27 protein-coding genes are annotated in these 26,034 nt (G+C 35.8%); 11 read left to right on the top strand and 16 right to left on the bottom strand.

Translation table 11 applies throughout. The annotated features are described in order from the left end of the window. Positions 1–28 precede the first annotated feature (28 nt). The 15 genes from ACSSV9_RS01185 to ACSSV9_RS01115 all read right to left on the bottom strand — a co-directional run bounded on the left by ACSSV9_RS01185 (position 29) and on the right by ACSSV9_RS01115 (position 10,798). Positions 29–958 (bottom strand): ABC transporter ATP-binding protein, encoded by a 930-nt coding sequence (locus tag ACSSV9_RS01185; RefSeq protein WP_422881118.1) that lies wholly within the window; start codon positions 956–958, stop codon positions 29–31. 20 nt (positions 959–978) lie between these two features. Continuing rightward, positions 979–1,944 (bottom strand): HlyD family secretion protein, encoded by a 966-nt coding sequence (locus ACSSV9_RS01180; RefSeq protein ID WP_422881119.1) that lies wholly within the window; start codon positions 1,942–1,944, stop codon positions 979–981. Continuing rightward, on the bottom strand, positions 1,931–2,569 hold the full coding sequence (locus ACSSV9_RS01175; RefSeq protein ID WP_422881120.1) for a TetR/AcrR family transcriptional regulator: 639 nt from the start codon (positions 2,567–2,569) through the stop codon (positions 1,931–1,933). Before ACSSV9_RS01175 ends, ACSSV9_RS01180 begins: the two co-directional genes overlap by 14 nt. 52 nt (positions 2,570–2,621) lie before the next feature. Then, the gene (locus tag ACSSV9_RS01170; protein WP_437345396.1) at positions 2,622–3,212 is read right to left on the bottom strand and encodes a TetR/AcrR family transcriptional regulator; all 591 of its coding nucleotides are present in this window, start codon (positions 3,210–3,212) and stop codon (positions 2,622–2,624) included. A gap of 112 nt (positions 3,213–3,324) precedes the next feature. Then, entirely contained in the window at positions 3,325–3,675 is a 351-nt protein-coding gene (locus ACSSV9_RS01165; RefSeq protein ID WP_422881124.1) for a DUF488 domain-containing protein, read from the bottom strand. Positions 3,676–3,913: 238 nt separating this feature from the next. Next, positions 3,914–4,585 (bottom strand): FAD-binding oxidoreductase, encoded by a 672-nt coding sequence (locus ACSSV9_RS01160; RefSeq protein ID WP_422881126.1) that lies wholly within the window; start codon positions 4,583–4,585, stop codon positions 3,914–3,916. Positions 4,586–4,607: 22 nt separating this feature from the next. Continuing rightward, a complete protein-coding gene (locus ACSSV9_RS01155) occupies positions 4,608–5,054 on the bottom strand; it encodes a hypothetical protein (protein ID WP_422881127.1) in 447 nt (148 codons plus the stop codon). Between the two features lie 122 nt (positions 5,055–5,176). Beyond that, entirely contained in the window at positions 5,177–6,568 is a 1,392-nt protein-coding gene (locus tag ACSSV9_RS01150) for an NAD(P)/FAD-dependent oxidoreductase (RefSeq protein WP_437345395.1), read from the bottom strand. A 40-nt stretch (positions 6,569–6,608) separates the two neighbouring features. Beyond that, complete coding sequence (locus ACSSV9_RS01145) at positions 6,609–6,869, bottom strand: 4Fe-4S binding protein (RefSeq protein ID WP_422881129.1); 261 nt, start codon at positions 6,867–6,869, stop codon at positions 6,609–6,611. Then, the gene (locus tag ACSSV9_RS01140; protein ID WP_422881131.1) at positions 6,869–7,324 is read right to left on the bottom strand and encodes a cbb3-type cytochrome c oxidase subunit I; all 456 of its coding nucleotides are present in this window, start codon (positions 7,322–7,324) and stop codon (positions 6,869–6,871) included. The genes ACSSV9_RS01145 and ACSSV9_RS01140 overlap by 1 nt, the downstream gene beginning before the upstream one ends. Before the next feature lie 10 nt (positions 7,325–7,334). Continuing rightward, positions 7,335–7,631: a metal-sulfur cluster assembly factor gene (locus ACSSV9_RS01135; RefSeq protein WP_422881133.1), complete on the bottom strand. Its 297-nt coding sequence runs from the start codon at positions 7,629–7,631 to the stop codon at positions 7,335–7,337. Positions 7,632–7,636: 5 nt separating this feature from the next. Further along, positions 7,637–8,902 carry a hypothetical protein gene (locus tag ACSSV9_RS01130; RefSeq protein ID WP_422881134.1) on the bottom strand — a complete coding sequence of 422 codons (1,266 nt, stop codon included), beginning with the start codon at positions 8,900–8,902 and terminating at the stop codon, positions 7,637–7,639. 1 nt (position 8,903) lies between these two features. Further along, positions 8,904–9,698: a DUF2249 domain-containing protein gene (locus ACSSV9_RS01125; protein ID WP_437345394.1), complete on the bottom strand. Its 795-nt coding sequence runs from the start codon at positions 9,696–9,698 to the stop codon at positions 8,904–8,906. 49 nt (positions 9,699–9,747) lie between these two features. Continuing rightward, positions 9,748–9,975, bottom strand: coding sequence for a DUF2249 domain-containing protein (locus ACSSV9_RS01120; RefSeq protein ID WP_422881136.1), 228 nt, complete (start codon positions 9,973–9,975; stop codon positions 9,748–9,750). Positions 9,976–10,102: 127 nt separating this feature from the next. Continuing rightward, positions 10,103–10,798: a Crp/Fnr family transcriptional regulator gene (locus tag ACSSV9_RS01115; RefSeq protein ID WP_422881138.1), complete on the bottom strand. Its 696-nt coding sequence runs from the start codon at positions 10,796–10,798 to the stop codon at positions 10,103–10,105. A gap of 426 nt (positions 10,799–11,224) precedes the next feature. Here ACSSV9_RS01115 and hemB point away from each other — a divergent pair, with 426 nt between their 5' ends. Further along, positions 11,225–12,199 carry a porphobilinogen synthase gene (hemB, locus tag ACSSV9_RS01110; protein ID WP_437345393.1) on the top strand — a complete coding sequence of 325 codons (975 nt, stop codon included), beginning with the start codon at positions 11,225–11,227 and terminating at the stop codon, positions 12,197–12,199. Between the two features lie 544 nt (positions 12,200–12,743). Then, positions 12,744–14,042, top strand: coding sequence for an MFS transporter (locus ACSSV9_RS01105; RefSeq protein WP_437345392.1), 1,299 nt, complete (start codon positions 12,744–12,746; stop codon positions 14,040–14,042). 14 nt (positions 14,043–14,056) lie between these two features. Here ACSSV9_RS01105 and ACSSV9_RS01100 read toward each other — a convergent pair whose 3' ends face one another. Further along, positions 14,057–14,563: a PaaI family thioesterase gene (locus tag ACSSV9_RS01100; protein ID WP_437345391.1), complete on the bottom strand. Its 507-nt coding sequence runs from the start codon at positions 14,561–14,563 to the stop codon at positions 14,057–14,059. A gap of 161 nt (positions 14,564–14,724) precedes the next feature. Between ACSSV9_RS01100 and aspS the strand changes: the two genes are divergently transcribed. The 9 genes from aspS to ACSSV9_RS01055 all read left to right on the top strand — a co-directional run bounded on the left by aspS (position 14,725) and on the right by ACSSV9_RS01055 (position 26,033). Further along, positions 14,725–16,494 (top strand): aspartate--tRNA ligase, encoded by a 1,770-nt coding sequence (gene aspS / locus ACSSV9_RS01095; RefSeq protein WP_437345390.1) that lies wholly within the window; start codon positions 14,725–14,727, stop codon positions 16,492–16,494. A gap of 372 nt (positions 16,495–16,866) precedes the next feature. Further along, positions 16,867–17,046: a hypothetical protein gene (locus tag ACSSV9_RS01090; RefSeq protein WP_437345389.1), complete on the top strand. Its 180-nt coding sequence runs from the start codon at positions 16,867–16,869 to the stop codon at positions 17,044–17,046. A 1,199-nt stretch (positions 17,047–18,245) separates the two neighbouring features. After that, positions 18,246–18,629: a hypothetical protein gene (locus ACSSV9_RS01085; RefSeq protein WP_437345388.1), complete on the top strand. Its 384-nt coding sequence runs from the start codon at positions 18,246–18,248 to the stop codon at positions 18,627–18,629. Positions 18,630–18,707: 78 nt separating this feature from the next. Further along, positions 18,708–19,094 (top strand): hypothetical protein, encoded by a 387-nt coding sequence (locus ACSSV9_RS01080; RefSeq protein WP_437345387.1) that lies wholly within the window; start codon positions 18,708–18,710, stop codon positions 19,092–19,094. An 86-nt stretch (positions 19,095–19,180) separates the two neighbouring features. Further along, positions 19,181–20,524, top strand: a complete 1,344-nt coding sequence (locus ACSSV9_RS01075) for a type II secretion system F family protein (protein ID WP_437345386.1) — start codon at positions 19,181–19,183, stop codon at positions 20,522–20,524. A gap of 29 nt (positions 20,525–20,553) precedes the next feature. Continuing rightward, positions 20,554–22,338 carry a GspE/PulE family protein gene (locus ACSSV9_RS01070; RefSeq protein WP_437345385.1) on the top strand — a complete coding sequence of 595 codons (1,785 nt, stop codon included), beginning with the start codon at positions 20,554–20,556 and terminating at the stop codon, positions 22,336–22,338. Between the two features lie 29 nt (positions 22,339–22,367). After that, positions 22,368–23,591: a type IV pilus twitching motility protein PilT gene (locus ACSSV9_RS01065; protein WP_437345384.1), complete on the top strand. Its 1,224-nt coding sequence runs from the start codon at positions 22,368–22,370 to the stop codon at positions 23,589–23,591. Between the two features lie 4 nt (positions 23,592–23,595). Continuing rightward, the gene (locus tag ACSSV9_RS01060) at positions 23,596–25,149 is read left to right on the top strand and encodes a hypothetical protein (protein ID WP_437345383.1); all 1,554 of its coding nucleotides are present in this window, start codon (positions 23,596–23,598) and stop codon (positions 25,147–25,149) included. Then, positions 25,146–26,033 (top strand): hypothetical protein, encoded by an 888-nt coding sequence (locus tag ACSSV9_RS01055; RefSeq protein ID WP_437345382.1) that lies wholly within the window; start codon positions 25,146–25,148, stop codon positions 26,031–26,033. The genes ACSSV9_RS01060 and ACSSV9_RS01055 overlap by 4 nt, the downstream gene beginning before the upstream one ends. Position 26,034 lies beyond the last annotated feature (1 nt).

Genomic DNA, 26,034 nt, shown 5'->3' with positions numbered 1-26,034 from the left:
TCAATTTCCTTTTTATTTTTCTAAAACTTTATGATACTTCAACTTCTTTCGGTTTACTCATAAAATGAATGAACACATTTTCCAGTGACGGCGTAATTAATCTTTTATCAATTTCTGTGATATTGTTTTCGTCGAATAATTTTTTGATTACAGCATAATCGTTGTCGTAATTTGGAACAGCAACATTTAGTCTATCGCCGTACATCTGCACTTCAAACTCTGTTGATGATTTGATAGCGTTATAAGCTTCTCTAATCGGGCTGCAAACAATTTCAATCACTTGCATATTCATTGAATCCTTTACATTCTTTGGTGTGTCGCAGCTTATAATTTTTCCTTTATCCATCAAGGCAACACGGTTACATCTTTCAGCTTCGTCGAGATAGGGCGTTGTCATAAAAATTGTAATTCCATCTTTCAAAAGATTTGATAGAATTTTCCAGAAATCCCTTCTTGATACCGGATCTACGCCGGTGGTTGGTTCATCAAGGAAAATAATCTTGGGTTTATGAATAAGTGTGCAAGCAAGAGCTAATTTTTGTTTCATTCCTCCCGAAAGTTTGTCGGCAAGACGATCTCTGAAAGGAGTTAATCTTGTAAATTCAAGTAATTCATTTCGTCTTTCTTTATAATTTTTAACACCGTGTATGTCAGCAAAGAATTCAATATTCTCATCAATCGACAGATCACCATAAAGTGAAAATCTCTGCGATAAATATCCAATCTCATCTTTGATGAGATTTTTTTGTGTTAATAAATCATATCCTAAAACTTCAGCATTCCCGGAATCTGGATTAAGCAAACCAACCAGCATTCTCATAGTAGAAGTTTTGCCGGCTCCATCGGGACCGACCAATCCAAACATTTCGCCTCGATTAACTTCATAGCTTACACCATCAACTGCTATAACTGAACCGTAGCTTTTTTTCAAACCGTTTATTTTTATAATAGCATCCATTTTATTAACTCATATCTGATTTATAAATAAACTTTAGCATCTGCTGGCATACCAGGTTTTAAGTCAAAATTTTTATTATCAACAGAAATCTTTACAGCAAAAACAAGCTTAGTTCTTTCATCCTTCGTCTGAACATTTTTTGGTGTGAATTCTGCTTCCGGTGAAATGTAGGTTACTTTACCTACATATTTTCTATCCGGATAAGTATCAATTGTAACTTCAGCTTTTTCTCCGAGTTTTATTTTTCCCAGTTCGACTTCAGACACATAGATGACTAAATCAACGGTCGTCAAGTTCGATACTTTGAAAAGCGAAGACATTGGAGTAACAGTTTCTCCCGGCTCAACAAATCTTTTTACGATAAAACCGCTCAATGGAGAAGTTACATAACTATCGCGTATATTCTTTTTAAGAAGGTCAACCGAAGCTTTGGCTTTTCTAAGATTACCTTTTGCCTGTTCAATTTCTTCGGGCCTGAAAATCTTTTTTACTTTTTGATAGTTTTCTTTAGCAGAATTGTATTGTGCTAATGCAACTTCATATCTCGCTGTCATATCTTCAAATTGTTTTTTAGATATTGATTTAGTTTCCCAGAGCTGTTTGTATCTTTCAAAATCTGCTTTGGCGGTGTTAAAATTGATTTCGCTTTGTTTCAGCATTTCTTCTGCTTGTTTAATGTCTTCACTTCTTGCACCTTTAAGCATCAAATCGAGTTGAGCCTGTGCAATCTGCTCTGCAGCTAATGCTTGTTCTAATTGGTAATCGAGTGCTTCTCTGTCTATGATAAGAACTGTATCGCCAGCATTAACCCGACTGCCTTCATCAAATAAAATTGATTTTACCTCACCGGCTGTTCTTGAACTTACGATAATGTTAGTTGATTCGATTGTGCCTGTAGCTTCGATGAAAGTATCATTATTTTTACTATTGCAACCCGCAATAAGTAATACTGATACAAAGATGATTGTTATTTTAATTGCTTCCATTTTTTATCCTTTTATTAATTAATAATTGTCTTCCTTTTTTTGTTAGAATACCATTTAATAGTATTTCAAAAGCAGTTTCATATATTTTTTGATATTCAATCTGTTCGTAATTTTTTTTCAGCCGAGTAATTTCCCCAAGTGATGTAGTAAATACTTTTATAATGATTTCATCACCAATATCATTAACTAATTTTTTCTTCCTTCCAACTCTCAGTAAAAGTTTTATTAGTGGAATAACCCGTTCATTTCTAAAAGTGATCAGTTCATTTGCTAATTCTGGATGATAATGCTTCAGCTGTAGCATTGATACATTATTGAACAAAACAAGATGCTCTTGAATCATTTTTGATAGTTCAACAAATTTTTCTACAATATTTGATTGCGCTTGAATATTTGTCACAATAACACTATAAGCATAGTCGAGCTTTCCTAAGTAGAACTTTCTAACTAACTCTTCTTTTGTAGGGAAACTTTTATAGATAGTTTTCTTGCTGATGTGCAGCTCATTTGCAAGCTCATCCATAGAAAACTTTTCAAATCCATTTCTGCTAAGCTTCTCATCAAGTAGATTTATAAGCTTCTCCTCGATTTTGCTTCTGGTAAGCTGATTTTTAGTATTTCTCATTAAATTATGTTTGTTATCGTACGCTAACATAATAATCAAAAAAAATATAAAGTTATGTTTTCTTAAAAATTAATTCATCTAAAGATTTAATAGCATTTTTACCTCTTTGTGACAAAAAAGAGGCAAAATTATTCAACCGCCATTCTAAAACAATCATTCTTATCATCCCTAAAATTATCGTCAATAAATCCTGGGTATCAATATCAACTATTTCATTTTTTGATTTACCTTCTTCAATTATAGTGGCTAACAGATTTCTTCTTTTTTGAATAATAAATAAAAGACGATTCCGCAGTACTTCACTTTTATCGAACATATCCTCAGCAAATAAAATTGATGTCATTTCGCGGTTTTTTTCTAGGAAATCGAAATGAAATTGAACAAAGTGCTTAATTTTATTTTGAGCAGTTTTTTTTGTCAATATTTCTTTTCCAAGCAAATGATCAAAATCCAGCATTCTGTTTAATATGCCAAGTATAATATCCTCTTTGTTGAGAAAATGACGGTAAATTGCTGGTTCGCTAATTTTTACTTTCTTTGCGAGTTCCCTGATTGAGAAAGATTGATACCCTTCAGCGTGAATGATTTTGATTGCTTCATCAATAATCATTTCTTGTCTTTGCTCTGTACTTAAACGCGGCATTTTTTTACTTCCATAAATTAGTTATCGTACACTAACAAACATAATAAGTTTTCATATTCTTGTCAAGAGAATTTTTATTTATTTTTTCTTTAATTAATAGTAGTGTTTTTAATCACAAAGAGTTGATAATATTTTTTAAAACAATTGCATTATTGTGCTTTTCATCTTTTGCTGAATAAAGAAGCGTTACAATACCGTTTTCTTTTTCCAGTGCTTTAATTTGTTTCATAATTTCTTTTTTCCCTTCAAGTTCCCTTTTATACTTTTCCCTGAATGAATTCCATTTTGCAGGATCGTGAGAAAACCATTTTCTCAACTCATCGCTTGGGGCAATTTCTTTTAACCACATATTAATTTTAGCTTCATCCTTTGATATACCTCTTGGCCAAAGTCTATCAACCAGAATTCTATAGCCATCTTCTTTTTCGGGTTTTTCATAAACTCTTTTTACTTTGATTGTCATTGTGAGGCTCTTGTTTGTATGAATTAATTTAGTTATTCAACATCGTTACTATATACCCATAGTAATCATTCTAAGTTTGATTATCAATATGTGGATTTCGATCATTTGGAATCGTTATTGGTATCTCTCCGAGATATTGATATAGCTCGGGATATTTTTTCCTGTAATAATGAAGTAATTTTAATTATCTTGGCAGTTAGTTCTATTGTAGTTTTTCATCTGAATTACTTTCTCTTAATTAACAAATCTCTTTAACTATATTACTTTTATCAACATTTAATTTGTCGAGTATTTTTTCCACCAATTCAATCATTGGAGCGGGACCACATATGTAAAAATACTGATTAAAATTTTCTACTACAGATTTAAGGAATTCTTCTGTAATAAATCCATTATAATATTTTTGGGATTCTTGATGGGATAGAATATTTATGAAGTTTTTACCAAGCATTGCTTCGAATTCATCCTTTAGAATTATGTCTGCTTCTGTTTTGTTTGCAAATATCAGCTTATTATTTCCAATTTTATTTTTGGAATTAAGCTCTCTCAAAATTGCAATAAATGGTGTTACGCCTGCACCACCGGCAATAAAAACACCTTCACCTTTATAGTTAATCGTGCCCCAGGGTTCACCAATAATTAGTTCATCTGCAACATTTTGTTTACCGATTTCCTTTGTTACTCCATTATGACCATCATATATTTTTATAATAAATTCAAAATAATCCCATTCATTCAGCGAAGTAAAAGTAAACGACCTCTTTTGATCAACATAGCCTGGTTTGTTAATTGCAACATCAGTAGCTTGCCCCGGTGTGAATTTATAATCGGCAGGTTTCTCAATTTTTAATGCTTTCACATCGTGAGTAACATTTTTTATATCAAGAATTTTGACTTTGTATTCTTTCATTTTCCCTCCTTTAAATCTTATTTCAATTTGCTGAACTCTGATAGATTGAAATTCCAAAGATGAACAGGCAAACAACTTTAATTATTTCAAGCACTACATAAACAAAATGAATATTCGATTCCGGTACATTTTGCCCTGTGATATACAATTCTGCTCTTGCGTCTAAAATGGGGAGAAGCCAGAAAGTTTGTAAGATGAGAATCAACAAGGGGATATAATACGCGAGGTTGCTCAGCGATAACAAATTCGATTTTGCAAAAATTAAATTAAGGATTATAACAAAAGCCAGTACCCATTCAACTTTATTCAATGCATTGAATACAAGCCTTCCAATTCCAAGCCCTAATGGCAATGTAATTCCATGTGCTCTGAATTTTAGCCAGGCTTCCATAAAACTTATTGCACCTACAAATCCAATCCAGATGAAAGTGGCTGCTAAAGCATATGGATATTTTACTCGATAAATCATAATTATAATTCCTTTCGGATTGATTCGAGATATCTCTTGCAATTATTTTTAATTGACGAGTAAAGTTATTTTAAATTCTTATATTAGTCTATCCTATGAGTTTCTTTCTCATTATAAATGGTTTAATATGTAATCCAGTTTCTGCTCTCTTTCCGCAATAAAATAATATGTTTTTCTCTAATTGCTGTTTTTAATAATCTTCCAAGGAAGCCAACAAATGTAATTTTCTTTAATATTGGAAGTGCTAACCATCCAATTGCGAGATGTTTGCCGAGACTAACAACTTCACCCAAAACCTTTGGCCAATATGATTTTTTAAGTTTACCAAATATTTCCGCATAAACATTTTCAGCTGCCAATCTACCCTGTTGAAGAGCAAATTGTGCTGCAGCCGGCACAGGTTTGCCTGTTACTGGATTTATGGCATTGGCACTATCACCTATGGCATAAATATATTTGTTTCCTTCAGCCTGTAAATATTCGTTAACAATTACTCTACCTGCGGGACCGGTCTTTAAACCGCCTCGCTTTAATAAATCCGATACTCTTATTCCGCCCGTCCAGAAAAATTTATTTGTTTGAATTACTTTCCCATCTTCGAGATACACTTCATTTTCTGTTCGTTTAATTATTTTAGAATTTAGTAAAATCTTTATGTCTTTTTCGATTAATCTCTCTTTTATTTTTTCGGAAAATTCTTCATCCATAAAAGGCACTAATCGATTTGCAGCTTCGATAAGTATAACCTCTAAATATTTTTTGTTGATATTAAAATCTGAAAGGCACTTCGAAGTATGTTCTGCCAGCTCGGCAGCCAATTCGACACCCGATAATCCACCGCCTCCAATAACGAAACGAAGATTTTCTTTCCGTTTCTTCTCATCTTTTTCAGAAGCAGATAGTGCACACATTTTGGAAATATGCTCATAAATGTTATTGGCGTCATATAAAGTTTGCAGCGGGAAAGAATGTTCTTTCATTCCGGGTATATTGTAATAATTTACTTTGCTGCCAATTGCAATAATTAAAAAATGAAATTGGAGCGTGCGATTGTCAATCGAAACGATTTTATTTTCGACATCAATACTATTTACTTCGCCTAAATGAAAATGTATTTTGCGGTTTTTCAAAATCTTATAAAGAGGAATTGAAACTTCGGCTTTGCGAACAGCTGCTTCGTGCAACTGAGTTTTAATAGTGTGATATGGATTTTTGTCAATAAGATGAACACTGAAGAAAGGATGTTTTTTTAATAACCGTTCAAGACGAAGAGCAGCAGTTATTCCGCCATAACCTGCACCGATTACGACGATATTTTTTATTAAGGAACTGTCTTCAGAACTTTCAGGGGTAATTTTATCAATTGATCTTTTTGTTTCAAAATACTTAGGAATAAGTTCATTGAATGTTTTGCGGAAGAACTGTCTTGCAATTATATGATCATTGCCTTTGTATTGAATCAACATAAAATCATCTAAAAATTTCTCAATATTTTCTTTCAGCTTATTGTCCATCACATTTATAAATTTAAATCTGGTAACTAAAAACAGGATTTTAACTCTTCCAGATGTCAGAATCGAAATTATGAGTTGCTCTAATTGCATCCATCGGGCAAATCAGAACGCATTTAAATTCCTCAAAGCCTTCACATCTATTGCATAAATCTGTTACAATAAAAAAATGTTCATTCGAAATTGGTTTATAGAATTTTTCTTTTACTTCATAACTTATTCCGGGTTCATAAATAGCTTCTGTTGGGCACTCGACAGCACAAGCGCTGCAGTTTATACAATCGTCAGTAATTATCATTGACATCAAAACTTCTCTCCTTTGGCTTCACGGTATTGACTACCAACAGCTCTAATTCTTCCCCATATTGAATAGAAAAATAAAATCATCGCCAGTACCTGAAAAATCGAGAATATGACAATTGCAACATTAACCCACTGTATATAATAATAAGCTCCAACAACTTGAAAAATAAATCTTAATAAAGTTGATAATGTCATCATCCAGTAAGTAATCCAGATCAAGGTAGGATTATATTTTTTATCATTTTTTTCTGGACGGGGGAAAAACCAGAGAGCAACACCCATAATCATCATCATTACAGAACCAACGAGAATAATATGAGTGTGAGCAGAGATTAATTCCTGAGAATAAATTGCGATAGGAAAATACTTTACTAAAGAGATATAAATTCCCGTTATAATTCCAATGACAAGAAAAATTATACTTGTTTTAATAAAATACCTTACTGTTGTAAACATAAGTTCTCCTTTATATATCCAGTTCTTCTCTTGCTTCGTTTGACATTCTATCCGGTGTCCATGCAGGTTCCCAAATAAGATCTACATTAACTTTTTTAGAAGGGGCATAATTCGAAATTATATTTTTTACCCCGTCAATCATGCTATTATGCATTGGACAACCTGGTGTTGTTAGTGTCATTTTGACTATAATATCATGTTCAGTAATATTTATATCATATATCAAGCCGAGGTCTACAATGTTAATTCCAATTTCCGGATCAATTACATGCTTTAATAAATTTAGTATTTTTTCTTTTTCTTCCATTATTATTAACTCCTGAATATTTTTATCATATTCGTAGCAAAAATCAAAGAGCTTATAAACATTAATGTAAAAGAAAACAACAAAAGAAAATTTAGTTGAAAGGTAAGAGAAACTACTGTACAAATTAGACTGATTATCATCAGAAAGTATTGTATTAATGCGTATTTTTCACTGAACATATCTTTCAGGAGTGGAACTTTTTCAACGCCTACTTTGCTACTATATTTATGATACCAGACTAAAAAGGGGACTATCTTATACATTTGACCGACTATTAACATTGATATGTAACCTAAAATAATAAGATAGCCGTATATTAATGTAAAATTGACAACGCTCTCATAATTTATAAAGTTCATAATAAACCCTAATATGATTGTGAGCCCTAAGATGGTATATGCAAATATGGAATATTTAATTCCAATATCAAATTTCTTCCTTATTCTGTTCTTTAGAATATCTTGTACCTGAAGCAGAAATAAAAATAAACCGAGGGAAATAAATGACACCAAAATATAATTAACCATTGTTGTTTTACTATAATGAATGACAGTTGATATGCCTAATAAGCCTGCGTTAATAAGAATAAGTGCATATTTTGCTAACTTTAACTTATAATTATGCGAAAGTGTGAACATTGGTATTAATTTCAAAGTAACCCCAATGACAACCATAGTGACCCAACCGATAGAAGCAACGTGTGCATGTAGATTTAAGTACTGAAGGTGATTAATTTTTATATAAGGATGATCTAAATTAATTGCTAATAACAATCCAGCTATTGCAGTAACAAAAAGATAAAATAGAGCCCACGTTAGATAAGTGCCAGTTAAATTCCATTTTTGTACGGTTCTCATTGTAGCGATTAAATTATAAATGAAAATAAAGATGGAGAGATTAATTAATAAAGCCGGAACAGTAAAACTAATAAATGAATTAAAATACCAGAATTTATAAGCCAGTCCCATTATTCCGATAAGATAAATCCAGAATTGTATCTCGGATAATTTTGGACTGAATAGTTTTACTTCTAAAATTACTGGCACCAGCTGGAACATTGCACCAAAAATTATCATGGTAATCCAGCCCAGCGTTGCAATATGAGTGAGCGAAAGTATTTTGGGCTGGAAATGGTAACCAGAGATATCTTTATAATTTAACATGAACAAAATATTAAGTAAAATAAAAGCGATTATTCCGGAAATAAAATACTTTGCAACTATTTTAAATGGTGGAGAATATGAAGATGCCATATTGCTTGTAATATTCATATTAACTTCTTTTCTTCGTTATAATTACATTATAGTAGTTTTCTTCAATTTTATTTGAAATTGCTTCATATCCTCTTTCCTCAAGTTTCGGATATAGCATCATAGGTTCGCGATGGTGATGAACGATTAAAACTGTATCATTATCAATTTGTGACAAAGTCTCGAGTATTTTCATCATAGGTTCGGGTGGTGTTAGTTCTCTTACATCTATCTCAACTACGTTTTTATAATCAATTTTTTGTAAGGATAATTTTTGCTCAGGAGGACTATTTGAAGTATCCGCAAATTTTTCTTTATAAAAATATACTTTGAATAGTTCATTTTCTTTGATTGTCCAGTGCTTAAAACCTTTCTTCTTCAGAACAGAATAGAGCGGGATTGGTTCAAAAGAATTTATAAGCAGAAGTATTTCTCCTTCACTGAGTTCTTTAATCTTAGCCATTATATCATTAAAGGGATCTTTACCTGAATCAATTATTGGGCGAACATCGAGAGTCTTGATATGCATTGAATCAAGTTTTTTAATGAAATCGGGTTGACTATTTGGTTTTTCCTTTAATTGAAGTTCCTCTGTTTGCAAATCAATTGGTTCAAATGATTTATTGATCGATTTATTTAACTCAAATAAAAGAGTTGTTAAATCAACATTCGCGATTTTAGCCGCCTGTTCAATTGTAACTCTACTTGCAAGTGCCTTTCTCAAGAACTTATTTTCCAATTTTTTAAAATGCGGACTCATGTTCAGAAACACAGCAAGTGTTTGAGGATATTTTGAAAGTATTTCCGATATTTTCATCTCTTTGGTTATCATCAAGTCGATACTCATTACTGAGATAAGAGAATAATTATTTTTTAAATATGTTAACCCGCCAAACTGTAGGATACTTTTCAATAGGTTCCCAATTAAACTGGTTTGGTCTTTCAGCATTAAACTGGTAGAATAATGGAATTGGGTCGTGGTCGTTTATTAATTGAAACCCTTCGCCACTTTTAAGTGAATCAAAAGTTGCAAATATAGTTGGATGTTTTTCTCTCGGTGGAATAGGTCGAATATCTAATTCTTTTATTTTCATTTTTTACTCCTTCAATGTTTTTGAATCCTTGTAAGTAAAGAATAAAAATTATAATGAATGATAAGTTTGACTTAAGTCAGTTTTTTTTAGATGATAGCTTATTTGTAAGAAGCAATTAGCGGATAATTTATCTTGCAAGTTCTTTCAATCTTTTTAAGTCAGTAACAATAATAATTTTACCCTTAACTTTTATTATTCCTTCAGCCTGGAGCTTCCGGAAGGTTCTTGATAGAGTTTCTGTAATTGTGCCAAGATACAAAGCTATCGTAGTTTTAGGAACGGAGAGTTTAACAAATGGTTCTGGATAATTTTCTGTACCTGAAGTTTTCAACTCCTTTAGTAAAAATTTTGCCAGTCGGTTAGGTACTTCTTTTAAGGTTACATCTTCGAGTTGATTAACTAACGATTTTAACCTTTTAGCATAACCAGCGAGCATTTTTAAAGCCAGTTGAGGTTCGCTTCTGATTATTTCGAGAAATTTATCTTTGGGGATTAAAATGGCGATACTTTCTTCAAGTGCTTCGGCACTAACTGGATAATTACCACCTTCAAATAATGGTATATCTGCAAATACATTCAAGGGTTTTACTATGTGTATGACTGTCTCTTTGCCATCAGATGCAATTTTAAATACTTTTACTACTCCTTTTAATAATATATAAAAACCATTGTAGTGGTCGCCTTCATTGAAAAGAATTTGGTGCTTTGAAAATTTATATAATTTGCTTATGGAAGAAATATTTCTGAGCTGTTCTATGCTCAATTCAGCAAATAATGGAATTCCCCTTAATGTATTCTTTTTTTCGATCTCTTTCTTTTCCATTGTAAATAACGATTTCTAAATATTAATAATCGGGTGTATCATATTATGAATTTGTAATGAAATTTAATAGTCGACCTGATAAGACATTATTTAATTTAACAAATCTAATCAGAATACTTTGAAAAAATATTCAATTACTCGATAGAAGAAGACACATAGCCAGATGGTTCACAATTAATTTTGAATATCAATAAATCTTCTAGCAGATAATTACCAGTGTTTATCTTGGAAGAAGCGTGCGGCACAGAATCTCAAATCAAAATTTGTGTATTAATTGTAATATTAGGACTGCAAATTTTATGCTCTCATTGCTAGTCTAATATTCTTTAACATAAATTTTTGCAGATATTTGTTAATTTATAATCATATATTAAATTATGTTAAAAAATTAGAATATTTTAACGCTGTATTCAAAAAGGAGAAGTTATGGCTACCTACCCAATCAAACGTTTAAGACGATTAAGATACAATCCTATTGTGAGGGATTTAGTACGCGAGACCAAAATAAGTAAAGAAGATTTGATTTATCCTTTGTTTGTAGTGCCTGGCGAAAAGGTTAAAAAAGAAATTGGTTCAATGCCAGGTGTGTATCAAATGTCAATCGATATACTTGTTGAAGAATGCAAAGAACTGGAACAACTGGGCGTGCCTGCTGTAATTTTATTTGGTATTCCCGAGCACAAAGATGAAAAAGGATCGGAGGCTTACAATCCCAACGGTATAATTCAACGAGCAGTTAGAGCAATTAAAAAAGAAGTTAAAAATCTTCTTGTCATTACAGATGTATGTTTGTGTGAATATACTTCACACGGCCACTGTGGATTGCTTAACGGAGAAAAAATTCTCAATGATGAAACTGTTGAGGTACTTGCTAAAGAGGCTCTTACTCACGTTCAAGCTGGTGCCGACATGGTTGCGCCTTCGGATATGATGGATGGAAGAGTGGCCGCTATTAGAAAAATACTCGACGATAACGGATTCGTGGAAATTCCAATAATGAGTTACGCCGTAAAATATGCTTCGGGATTCTATGGGCCTTTTAGAGATGCTGCCGAATCAGCTCCAGCTTTTGGCGATAGAAGGTCGCATCAAATGGATGTGGCAAATGCTCTCGAAGCTTTAAGAGAAGCCGAAACCGATATCGAAGAAGGTGCCGATATTATTATGGTAAAACCTGCTGGAGCGTATCTCGATATCATCTGGCGTGTAAAAGAAAAATTTGGTATGCCTACGGCAGCTTACCAGGTCAGCGGCGAATATTCAATGATAAAGGCAGCATCTAAAAACGGATGGCTCGACGAAGAAAGAGTTATGCTCGAATCGTTGATTGCTATAAAACGTGCAGGCGCCGATATGATACTCACTTATTTTGCAAAAGACGTCGCACGTCTATTAAAATGATTTTGTTTCCGTTTAGAACTATTATGAGTTGCTGACACTTAATTAGCAATTTCTCTTTGAGTCCAGACTTAAAAGACCTTTAAGTTTTTTAAGTCAATTTGCTTCGCTCACTTCGTTTGCTCGCAATGAAGTGTGTAATACATTCGTTTACAAAGACATGAAATTGTTTTGTAAGTAGTGACATTCTAACGCAATTTATCATTGCGAGTCCCTGCCGAAGGCGGGGCGAAGCAATCTCCTACCGGTTTTTACAAGAGTTTGCTTTGCTCAATCAGTTAGCTCGCAGAGGCAAGGTACAAAGTTTCATCGCGAGGAGATTTGCTTCGTGTTTTATTATTGGGAATCAATCATTCTTTGTAACCAATTCGTTATTTAATAAATAAAGCATTTATGCAATATACGCTGAACAAAAAAACTCCCTAACTTTGAAACGATAGTTTCCACGACTAAAAAATATAACCGAGACACTCATCAATAATTTTTCATCCTTACCATCAATCATTACAATTTACTATTTTTACATTTTCTTTTTTAGATATTGACAATGTCGAAAAGTAAATTGGAATACCCGATCATACCACCGGAAGATGGAAGTACTAAAAGAATCCTGCCGGCAATTAGAAAAAATTTCCGACTGAAAAATACATTTGCTGCTCTTGGATACAGGAATTATAGAATCTGGTTCTGGGGGCAAATGATTTCATTGTTTGGTTCATGGATGCAATCTACCGCGCTTGCATTTTTTGTTTACGAGCTGACAAAGTCGCCTGCATTTCTTGGATATGTCGGTTTCGCAGGAGGAATTCCTGCGTGGATCTTAACATTTTATGCCGGCGTAATTGCCGACAGGTTCGATAGGAGAAAAATCCTTATTTATACTCAACTGGGTATGATGGTTTTGTCGTTGATCCTTTCTCTTCTGACAATTACTGGAATTATAGAAAGCTGGCACATTTTACTAATAGCTGCAGGAATGGGAATGATGAACACGTTTGACGCTCCTGCACGTCATGCCTTTGTTAACGATATGGTACCACGAGAAGATATGGTTAATGCAATTGCTCTGAATTCAACTATGTTTAACACGGCTACTTCAATTGGTCCTGCACTGGGAGGAATTATTTATGCGTTGCTTGGACCTGCGGCATGCTTTATTATTAATACAATATCATTTATGGCCGTACTGATTGGCCTTTTAAGAATGAATATTGTGTCGATTAAGAAAACAATCAGAACTAATTCTGTACTCAAAGATATTAAAGAGGGTTTTAAATATTTGTTTACTCAGAAAACAATTATGGCATTTGTTTTAATAGTTTCTGCTGTAAGTTTATTTGGAATTTCACTTGTAACTATTTTCCCTGCCTGGGCAGTAAAGATTCTAAACGGAGATGCTACTACAAACGGCTTTATGCAGTCGGCACGTGGCGTTGGAGCAGTTATCTTTTCTCTTATAATTGCAACTATTAATAAATATGTTGTCAGAGGAAGATTGCTTTCGTATGCGATCCTGGCAGTTCCTCTTGTAATAATTTTGTTTTCATTCAATCGGTCTTTATTACTTACAATTCTTTTACTTGTCCTTTTAGGTGGACTTATGATTGTTATTTACAATTTGTGCAATGGCCTCATTCAAACGCTCGTCGACGAAAAGTTCAGGGGACGCATTATGAGTCTTTATACTTTTTCGTTTCTTGCATTTGCTCCTCTTGGTTCGCTTTTAATTGGAAGCGAAGCTGAACTGGTGGGAATACCATCTGCGGTGTTATTAAACGGTATAATTCTTTTATTGATTTATTTATTAATTATTTATCGTTTCCCGCGATTGAAAAGTGTTAAATAATTCTTTTATGAATCTCAAATTTCAATCTCGTCAGGATCATCATCTTTATTGATGATTTTCCATTCGTTTTCTACGGGGTCGAAATCTGCAATTCTATCGAGAGGCACTTTGAAATATTTGCCATAAGCTGTGACAGCTACATCTCCATTTTGTAGATAAATTTCACCGGTGCCCTCAAAAATTCTGTTATTCTCATTTGTAATTCGACCTACTACTTTTAATTCTTCATTTAGCGGAATTGGTTTTTTGAATTTAACATTCAATTCAATTGTAACGCCCCAAACTTCGGTGTCGTATTTATTCAAAATTGCTCTACCAATGGTCTCGTCTAAAATAGCAGTGGCAACGCCGCCATGAAGTCTTCCCGGATAACTCTGGTGTTCTTCGCATGGCTTAAACAAGGCAATTAATTCCCCGCTCTCTGTAATATAAAAATGAGCTTTAAGTCCAAGGTCATTTTTCATCCCGCATACGAAGCATAATTTTGAATTTTTCTGTTTACCTACGATTTTATGTTTCATTTTTACACCGAAAAGATTTAATTCAAATATAAAGATAATAATTTTTGTGAACCGTATTTTCTTCAAAATTATGCATTAGTGTGCAAATTATTTGTAATAGCATTAATAATTAGTTATTTTTGCCGTAATTTTTAAGGAAGTTAAGGAGACAAAATAGCGGTATGGAATTTAAAAGACGTACTAAAACATGCGGAGAATTAAGAGAATCGAATATTGGAGAAAGAGTCGTACTAAATGGCTGGGTTGCAACACGGCGCGATTTGGGAGGCGTTATTTTTATTGAACTCCGCGACCGCTACGGAATAACTCAGGTGGTCTTCGAACCTGGGTATAATGCCGAAGCTCATGAAACAGCTAAAAAATTAAGAAGCGAATATGTGATTTCTATCGAAGGAATGGTAAGAAAACGACCCGAGGGAACTGAAAATCCTGCGCTCGAAACGGGAATGATCGACGTCATGGTTGACAAAATTACAATTCTGAATACTTCTGATACTCCTCCTTTCCAGATTGAGGACAATATTGACGTCAGCGAAGATATCAGATTGAAATACCGATACTTAGACTTACGCAGACCAGCGATGCAAAAAAGTCTCCTTCTTCGTCATAAGATGTATCAGATAACCAGAAGATATTTCGATTCGAATAATTTTGTTGAAATCGAAACACCATTTCTAATGAAATCGACACCCGAGGGTGCGCGCGATTTTCTTGTGCCCAGCCGTCTCCATAAAGGGAAGTTTTATGCTCTACCGCAATCGCCCCAAACTTATAAGCAAATTTTGATGGTCGCGGGTTTTGACCGCTATTTTCAAATTGTTCGATGTTTCCGTGATGAGGATTTGAGAGCCGACAGACAATATGAGTTTACACAAATCGACGTCGAAATGTCATTTGTCGACGTGGAAGATGTACTCCAAATGGCCGAAGGATTGATGAAAGAATTTTTCAAAGAGATTTGGGGAATTGAATTAAAAGTTCCAGTTCAAAGATTGACATTCGACGAAGCAATGGAGAAGTACGGCAGCGACAAGCCCGATTTGCGGTTCGGACTTGAAATGGTAACATTAAATGGAGTGTTCAAAAATTCCGAGTTTCGAGTATTCAAGGAATCGATCGAGAAAAACGGAATTATTACTGGATTGAAAGCCGAAGGGTGCGGTGAATATACAAGAAATCAACTCGACACATTGACCGATTATGCCAAAAAATTAGGCGCCGGCGGGTTAATCTGGATGCGCGTTAGAGAGAATCAACTCGAAGCTCCAATTGCTAAATTCTTAAGCGAGGAAGAAAAATTAAATTTGATAAAAACAATGGACGCCCGACCGGGAGACCTCCTTTTGCTTTTGACCGGTCCTCGCTTAAAGACACTTTCTATCATGGGTACTCTCCGACTCGAAATGGCAAAAAGAATGAATCTGCTCGAAAACAACGATAAACATGTGTTGTTATGGGTTACTGATTTCCCATTATTTGAATGGGACGACGAAACCAAGCGCTATTATGCTATGCATCATCCTTTTACATCTCCAAGAATCGAAGATATACCGTTGATGGATACCGATCCTTCCAGAGTTAAAGCACGCGCATACGACCTTGTGCTCGACGGTAACGAAATTGCAGGTGGTAGTATTCGTATTCACAATTCCGATTTACAGGCAAAGATGTTCAAAGTGCTCGGCATTAGTGAAGAAGAAGCAAAAGAAAAATTTGGCTTTTTAATGAATGCTTTCAAATACGGGGCGCCACCACATGGTGGTATTGCTTTCGGTTTCGATCGACTCGTTATGCTCTTTGCAGGAAAATCGTCTATTCGAGATGTGATTGCTTTTCCCAAAACTTCCAGTGGAATTTCACTTATGGACGACGCACCTTCTTATGTAGACGACGCTCAATTGACCGAGCTTCATATTCGTATTAGGAAGTGAACGTAGTAAGCACTGAAGAAGTCCTGTCCCTGCGAGTGAACGTATAACACTCATCTTTGCGAGGAACGAGCCGAAGACGAATGACGAAGCAAGCTCAAACAAATGCTTTCTTAGATTACTTCGTCATCCCCCCGCCATAGGAGGGGGGATTCCTCGTAATGACACTTACTGAATTGTCTTTGCGAGCAAACAAAGTGAGCGAAGCAAACTCCAAAGAATCCTAAAAATTTACTTTATCTAAAAAGCTGTCATTTCGATACATTTCATTACTCAACGATTGCGGATTTCATCGCTCGTCAAGTAGCACAAAGTGTGTACCGAGACGAGCATTAGCGGTCGTTTCGACAAGCTCAACGACCGGGAGGTAATCGCTTGTCGAGTAGCACGAAGTATGTATCGAAACGAGCCTGGGGCGGTTACTTCGACAGGCTCAGCAACCGCGGATTTCTATGCTCGTCGAGTAGAACGAAGTTCGTATCGAGACGAGCGCTGACGGTTGCTTCGATACGCTTCGCTACTCAGCAACCGCGGATTTCTATGCTCGTCGAGTAGAACAAAGTTCGTATCGAGACGAGCTTAGGGCGGTTGCTTCGATACGCTTCGCTACTCAGCAACCGCGGATTTCTATGCTCGTCGAGTAGAACGAAGTTCGTATCGAGACGAGCGCTGACGGTTGCTTCGATACGCTTTGCTACTCAGCAACCGCTACGTGAAATAGATGGCTTATTTTAAAACTACAAGAGATTGCTTCGTCCCACCTTCGGCTGGACTCTTAATAACTGGCTTATTATTGTCTTTGGAATGACTCACACATGTCTTTGCGAGCGAGTGAAACGAGCGAAGCAAACTCTTGTAAAAACCGGCAGAAGATTGCTTCACCCTCCCGTGCCTTAGATGGGTGAGGGTTTGCAATGACAGTTGTAGGATTGTCTTCGTGATTTAGTACAACGAGCATAATAACCTTCCTACACAGATGTCCCACACCTTTGCGAAAGAATAAGCCAAAGGCAAATGACGAAGCAGCCTCAAACAAATGCTTTCTTAGATTACTTTGTCATCCCCACGCCATAGACGGGGGGATTCCTCGTAATGACACTTACTGAATTGTCTTTGCGAGCAAACAAAGTGAGCGAAGCAAACTCCAAAGAATCCTAAAAGTTTACTTTATCTAAAAAGCTGTCATTTCGATACATTTCATTACGACCGCGGATTTCATCGCTCGTCAAGTAGCACAAAGTGTGTATCGAAACGAGCATTAGCGGTCGTTTCGACAAGCTCAACGACCGGGAGGTAATCGCTCGTCGAGTAGAACGAAGTTCGTATCGAGACGAGCGCTGACGGTTGCTTCGATACGCTTTGCTACTCAGCAACCGCTACGTGAGATAGATGGCTTATTTAAAACTAAAGAGATTGCTTAGTCCCACCTTCGGCTGGACTTTTAATAACTGGCTTATTATTGTCTTTGGAATGACTCACACATGTCTTTGCGAGCGAACGAAGTGAGCGAATCAAACTCTAAATTCAAACTACAATTTGAATCTTGTTAAAAAATAACAAAATTCTACATGTAATTTTTACAGCACAAAATCATAAATCTTCTCAAACGCAAAAAAAACTTTGCTTTATTTGCGCCCTTTCTTATATTCCATAGAGCATTATCGGAAATTATTACCGATTTGGCTTTGGTGCGGTATTTGCTAAACAATAATTAAACGCTACCGATAATAACTAAAAAATATCGGGAAAGTTGAGTGGGACAACAACAATTACTTTTAATTGTACTTGGAATCATTATAGTGGGTATAGCAATTTTTATGGGTCTAAATCTTTTTAGAGCTAATGCAATTGAAGCCAAAAGAAACAACGTTACGAATGAACTGGTAAATCTTGCATCGATGGCTCAGCAATATTACCTTAAACCCAGAGCACTTGGAGGCGGTGCAGGTTCATTTGTTGGCTGGACGATACCTCCTTCTCTTAGAGTAACTGCAAATGGAAACTACAGAATTGAAACTGTTGGACAGGATAGTGTTGTGATTATTGGTACGGGAAATGAGGTGGTTACAGCTAATGACTCCATAAAAGTGAGAATTTCAATAGGCGCTACTTCATTCAGAACAATTATTATTAATTAATATGTTCAATAAATTTTTCTGAAGTATTATCCTTAATCAACATTCAACATAACAATAACAAAACAAAAGGAGTAAGTTATGGGTCAACAACAATTATTACTTATTGTACTCGGTGTTATTATTGTCGGTATAGCCGTAGTTGTAGGTATTAATGTATTTACCGCAAGCAGCACGCAGGCAAACAGAGATGCAGTTATTGCAGATTTGACTAATCTAGCTTCGCTTGCTCAGCAATACTATCGTAAACCCACTGCCTTGGGAGGTGGGGGTAATACTTTTACCGGCTGGACGGTTCCCGCTCAACTTGATACTACAGGTAATGGCGTCTATACAGCAACAGTATCAGCACAATCTGTTACTTTAGTTGGAACAGGCAATGAAACCGGTAACAATGGTACTACACCCGTTAAGGTTACTATGGTTGTCGGTCCAAGTGATATTACATCAACAACTATTAACAACTAATTTTTATAATTTTAGTTTTAAAATGCTGGTAAAACAATTTACTGTTTTACCAGCTTTCTTAATATGATAAGTGTGGAAAATTTCTGATGATTGAGGTAAGATTCAGTGCAATTAAACCGAATGGCCAAGCAATTTCTGGCATACTAAACGAACCCTCCTACAGCGAGGCAAAAAGGAAAATCCATAAATTAGCCGGCAAACACAATCTTAAAATCAGCTCCATCCAGAAAAAAAGTACTTATATCTACAAGATAAGACGCGGAAACGAAAAGCCAATTACAGGTGAGCAAAGAGCCTTCTCAAAAGATGAAGTGGTTAACGCTCTTCAGAAATTGGGCTACGAAGTAATTTCGGTAAACAAAAAATTATTAGAATTCAATCTCAAACCGCCACAGCAGGATATCGTTTCCTTTGTTAAAATTTCTGCAGAATTACTGGACCAAAAATTACCATACAGTGAAATCCTGACTTTGCTAATAAACGACATTGAAAACAAAACACTCAGGGAAACACTAAAACAAATTAACAACGAACTGAAAAAAGGTGCCGATAGCCAGACTACGTTTCTCAGATATCAATCGATATTCGGTAAATTTACGGCTTATATGCTCGGACTGGCTTCCAAAAGTGGCAATATGGCAGAAATTTATAAAGCCACTGCAAAGTTTTTGGAACGTCAACAAGAATTTCGAAAGAATTTAAGAAGCGCCCTCATTACTCCTCTTGTTACTTTATTTGTTCTCTTTCTGGCTGTTTTGTTTTATGTCGGTTATATCTTCCCTGAAACGGCAAAACTTTTTGTGAAATTTAAGATTGACTTGCCGCCACTGACAGCCGCAACGCTTAAGTTAAGTGAATTTTTGATCGATAATGTATTGTGGGTTACTCTTGCGTCTGTTCTACCGCCCATTTTTTTATGGCAGTTTGCTAAAAGCAAAAAAGGAAAATTGATTGTCGATAGATTGATGTACAAAATACCTGTGATCGGTTCTTTGATACATAAAACATCGATTGAAGTTTTTTGCCGCGTCTTTTATACTCTTTACAGCGGCTCGGCAGAAAGCATCGAGCCGATACGAATTGCTGCAGAAGCCACCGGAAATTCGTATTTTGAAAATCAAATTAAAAATGTGGCTATTCCGTTGATGATTAAAAAAGGTATCGGCGTTACGGATGCCTTTCAGGCAAGTGGTGTTTTTACCGACACCGCCATTTCTCGTTTCCATTCCGGCGAGGAAACCGGTACAATTAAAAATACTGCTCTGCAACTTGCCAATTATTACGAAAGCGAAACTGTGTTCAGACTTAAGAATGTAATCGAACTGATTCAGGTAGTAATAGCAATGATAATTATGATTGTGATGATTGCTTTAACTCTAATTTCGGCAGAAACGGCAACAATAAGTCCTAAGTCGCCTATGATGGGATGATAAATTAATTTTAACGAAGGTATTTGGTTATGCTGGATTCACAACTCGAAATGGCTGATAAAATCGGTTATCTACTTCTTAAAAAAGGGATAATCGATGCAAATATTCTTGAGCAGGCTCTTAAAATTAAAGAAGCAGACCAGCTACAAAAAAAACGAAATCTCGCACAAATTCTGGTCGAAGAGTTTGGTTTTGAACACGACGTAATCTTTCGTGAAGTGTCAATACTCTACGCTTTCAAGGAACTCAACATAAAACCGGAAGAACTATCAGAAGAACGGATTAACGAAATTAAGAATATGATGACCAAGCAGGGCGACGAGTTAAAACGCCTTCTGCTTGAACATCGAGTTATTCCCTTCAAATACGACGATAAAATTAAAGATAAACTGATACTTGCTGCTGTAGACCCTACCGACAGAAATTTACCAAAAATTGCTTATGCCCTCAATGCCAAGAAATATGAAATAAATTATCTCCGCAAAAAGGATTACGATAAACTAATTAATCTGGTAATTACTTCGGAAAACGAATATTTGAGAATGGTTCAGGAAGCCGAAGAAGAATTTCATGTTCAGGACGAAGCCAGTATTGATGAAGAAGAACTCGATGCGGAAATTAATAAAAGCGCGTTGATTAATCTGGTAGAAGCCGCTTTAGTCGAAGGAGTGCGAAAAGGAGTAAGCGATATTCATATTATTCCCCGATCGGCAACGCGTACTGAAATCCATTTCAGAATCGACGGTAAACTGCAGCTATGGCATGTACAGGAAAATACTATGCCCGAAGCTGTTATGGCTGTGGTTAAAGATCGTTCAAAAGGACTCGACCGTTTCGAACGCGAAAAAGCTCAGGACGGTTTTATTCAGAGGGAAATCGATGGTCATATTATTCGTTTTCGTGTTTCGGTATTGCCAACAGTGGGCACAGAACTAAGAAACAAATTCGAAAGTATCGTCATTCGTATACTCGACGATCGAAAAGTAATACGCGATTTAAGCAAACTCGGATTGACGGGGTATGCACGCACCGCATTCGAAAAAGCAATTAAACAACCGCAGGGAATGGTTATTCTGACAGGACCGACCGGAAGTGGTAAATCGACCACTCTAATAGCCGCACTATATCAAGTAATTGACCCGACAAAAAATGTTCTGACTGTTGAAGATCCGGTTGAATACGTAATTGAAGGAGCGCGTCAATTGAAAATCGGTCACAAGATGAATTTTGAACAGGCGATAAGAGCCATCCTGCGACACGATCCCGATATTGTCCTTGTGGGCGAAATGAGAGATAAGGAAACGGCTGAAACTGCAATTAAACTTGCCAATACCGGTCACCTTACATTTTCAACTCTTCATACAAACGACGCTCCCAGCGCCGTAGCACGTCTTTATAAGATGGGCATCGAGCCTTTTCTTATTGCTTATGCAATTAATATCATTGTAGCTCAGCGATTGATTAGAAGATTGTGCGAAAACTGTAAAAAGAAAGTGGATAATGTCGAAGAGCATATTAAATCTTTAGGTCTGGACTTAGATGAATGGAAGGATTGCGAGATCTACGACGCTGTGGGTTGCGAAAAGTGCAATCATACCGGCTACAAAGGTCGGCTTGCTATTCACGAGGCGCTCTATTTTACAAAAGAAATTAGAAAAATTATTGTATCCTCAGGAGACGAAGTAGATGAAGAAGCCATCAGAAATCAGGCACGGAAAGATGGTACTAAAAGTTTGCGCGAGTCGGGATTCGAAAAAGTAAAATTGGGACTTACATCTATACAGGAAGTTATTGGCGCTACAATGGAAGATTAAAATAAATTATTTACTTATTTTGTGTAATTATGATAGAACAAGCTAAACAATTATTGTCTGCATTCGTTTCAAAGATACCTGAAATTTATTTCGGTCCAGAAAGAGTGCGCTTTATCGCCGAGCATATCGATAAATTGAACGATGAACAAAAACTCCTGCTGTTAAAATTTGCCAATCATATCCTTACGCTGATGCTGGAGCGAGAGGCATCGGACGTTGAGATTGGCGGATTTGGAACTCAAGGATACGTCTGGTTTCGAATTTATGGCAATAAAGAACGTGTGCAGGATTTACCGCAATTGACTCCTGACGAAGCAGGAATACTGATTATGTCGCTATTAAATCCAAATCAACGTCAGATTCTACTTACAGAACGTAATCTCGATTTTAGTTATACATTCTTTTATGAAAAAGAAAATGGAAACGTACGATTTCGTGCCGATGCATATTTCGACCTCGATACGCTTGCTCTTAATATGAGAGCAATACAGGCTAAAGTTAGACCTCTGAATTCACTCGAATTTCATCCTCTTGCCATTAGAGCAATGAGCCATAATTATATCAAATTCGGACTTTCGCTCGTTACAGGTATTACTGGTTCGGGTAAATCTACCACTCTCGACGCTATTATCGATTATCATAATCAGTTCGACCCATGTCATATCGTTATCATTGCATCGCCTGTTGAATATGTTCATACGTCAAAAAAATCTATTATAAAACATCGCGAAGTAGGAAGAGATGTCCTCTCATTTAAGGATGGCGTAATTCAGGCTTTGCGTCAGGATCCCGATATAATTGTAATTGGCGAAATGAGAGACCCTGAAACAATTATGGCTGCCCTCGAAGTAACCGATACCGGCCATAAAGTTTTCTCGACTCTACATACATCTTCAGCGGTTGAGTCGATTGATCGTATAATTGCCGAAGTTCATCCATCTGAACAGGAACGTGTTAGAAATCGTCTCGCCGATGTATTGATTTCTGTCGTATCTCAAAAACTTGTTCCAAGTCTCGATGGTAAACGTGTCCTTGCCAAAGAAGTACTGATTGTTACGCCCAGCGTTAAAGCCGCAATAAAGAACAATAATACAAGCGAAATATATATGATGATTAATCAGGGTACTCAGCAGGGAATGATTACTCTGGAACAGGATTTGTTGAGACTTTATACCGAAAGGAAGATTTCGAAGGAAAATGCAATTGCATACGCTAATAATAAAACTCGAATTATGCAGTTACTAAAAGCGTGATAATATGAAATATCTACTGAGTGTTTATACGGAAAGTAGTAATGCAAAAGTCGCATTGCTCGAAAAAGAGAAAGAATCTGTCAAAGTATTGCGCGTAATGTCTCTTTCTGTATCGGCGCCGGGCAGAGCTGGCACAGGCAATTATATGCTCGATCTGGAAACTCCCGCTGCAGATAAGGACCTTTCATTCGATGAATTGGCAAACATAGCTGATTCTGAAAGCGAAGGCAGCGACGTTTCGGATATGTCGCAACTAAATTCAATACTCTCGGGCATCAAGCTTTCACAGGTTCAGTTTATGCCTGTAGTGAGCGAACCGACGGCTAATTATCACTTCTCTGAACTTCCCGCTGATACTAATAAGAAGAAGTTATTACAGGCAATTATTTCCGATATAGAGAATTCGAAAGGCGTAAAAGTAAGCCCTGACATGCTTGGTTACACAGAATTTGACGAGAAGACTTTACTTAGCGTATTTCTCGAAGGAGAGATTCCGGCCGTTAATCTTATTAATCGCCTGGCAAACTTTAATAAGAGGCGTTATTTAAAAATTCCAGCAATTAAGCCGGCTGAATTATCGCTGGCATATTATGTGGCAAAAAACGGAAACTTTTTCCCTGAGGACAATACGCTGATAATTTATATTGGAAGGGAAACCAGTAAATTGATTTTCCTCGAAGGAAATAAATTAAAGCACATCGGAGCAACTCTCGACGTAGGCCTCACAAATTTGCATACATACGATGTTTACTTTTCAAAAATTTTGCTCGAAATGGAAAATGGTGGTATAACAAAACTCGACAATATTATTTTGTGCGGAGAAGACCGTTCCGAAAATCTTATTCTCTCTTTTTATGGTACATTTCCAGAAGCAAATGTAAGTGAAATGAAATTTGAGGATATCGATATTTCCGAGTTAAGTGAAGAGGTTCAGAAAGAGCTGGCACTCTACTCCATCCCAATTTCTGCAGCCGTCGAATATTTTGACGAACTTGAGAAAAAGCACGTCGGAATTAATATACTGCCGCGTTATATTCAGGAAAATCAAAAGTTTCTTCAGTTTGGGTGGCACAGTTATGCTGTAATGCCATTGCTATTTGCCGCTACTTTTTTCTTTACATTTGAAAGTCTATCTAATCTGCAAAAAATTAATGAATTCGATTTAGAAATTGCTCGACTAAACCAGAAACAGATGCAAAATCAAGCATTGATCGAACAAATTACTCCTCTTCAAAATCGAATCAACAATTTTGACGCAACCCAGTCGATACTCGATTCTGCTACAGTAAATGCCGGCATCTGGAACGAAAATCTTTTAGCAATTTCGGATTTTATGGAACGGAGAAGAAATTTCTGGATATCGAAATTCGAAAATCCTAATCAAGGCGATATAATCATTTATGGCTTTTCTCTTTCAAGAAGTGTACTTACAGAATTTGCACAAAACTATCCGACTGCAGTTATAAAAAATATTAATTCGGAAACAATCCGGGAAAAGTCGGCTTTCTCATTCATAATTAATCTTAAACTCAATGAAAAGAAGAGTTCAATTCAATGAGCCTCAAAGTAAAAAATACGGTTATAATTCTTGCAATTTTCATAGGTGTTGTAGCTGTTGGCTCATTGTTTAACTATGTTTATCTAAAAGGGAAAATTGAGGATAGACAGAAAAAAATTAAAGATCTGACACTCTTTCAGCTCGATACTGAAACACTTGAACAACAACTGGTCCTCTTGAAAGATAAAGTTGCAAAACTCGATTCAATTTTATCGAATAGAAAATATAATGTTCCGTTCAATCTGTCGCAGTCGGATTTCTATGATTTTGTTAATAAAATATCATTCACATTTTCGCCTTATTCATACGTTAATATCGAATATGACAGAACTGAGACTGGAAGTCAACTCAATTATTATGTATATAAATTAAGTGGAGTTGCCACCTTCAATGATTTAAATCGATTGATTTATGCAATCGAAGAGAGCAAGATGTTAAAGAAAATTAGTGATCTCAACATGGCAAACAATGTCCAGGTGGATAAGGATGGGATTCCGCATTATCTCGTTTCGTATAAATTTACAGTGAATGTCTATTTTTCGAATGACGATCGCTTTTATGTTAAAGATTATGCTGAAAATAGTTTAACACCAAATCCAGTATATGATATATTTTATCCTTTGATACGCAATGAAATTCCACCGAATGTAGATGGACTGCTGGATGTACAATCGGCTTCGCTGCTGGCATTAATTCCCGATGGGGCGTTCCTTTCAGATGCAAGCGGAAATACTTATCTATTATGGGAAGGTGACAAAGTTTATCTCGGTTATCTTACAAAGATCGACTACGATAACAATCAGGTCAACTTTATCCTCAATAAAGGCGGCATTGTCGAAACGGTTACTCTAAAACTCGAAAAAGAAAATAAAAAGAGTAAATAAA

It is taken from the genome of Melioribacter sulfuriphilus, assembly GCF_051488685.1.
In the GTDB taxonomy this organism is placed as follows: Bacteria; Bacteroidota; Ignavibacteria; order Ignavibacteriales; family Melioribacteraceae; genus Melioribacter.
This window is presented reverse-complemented; position numbering and strand designations above follow the sequence as displayed.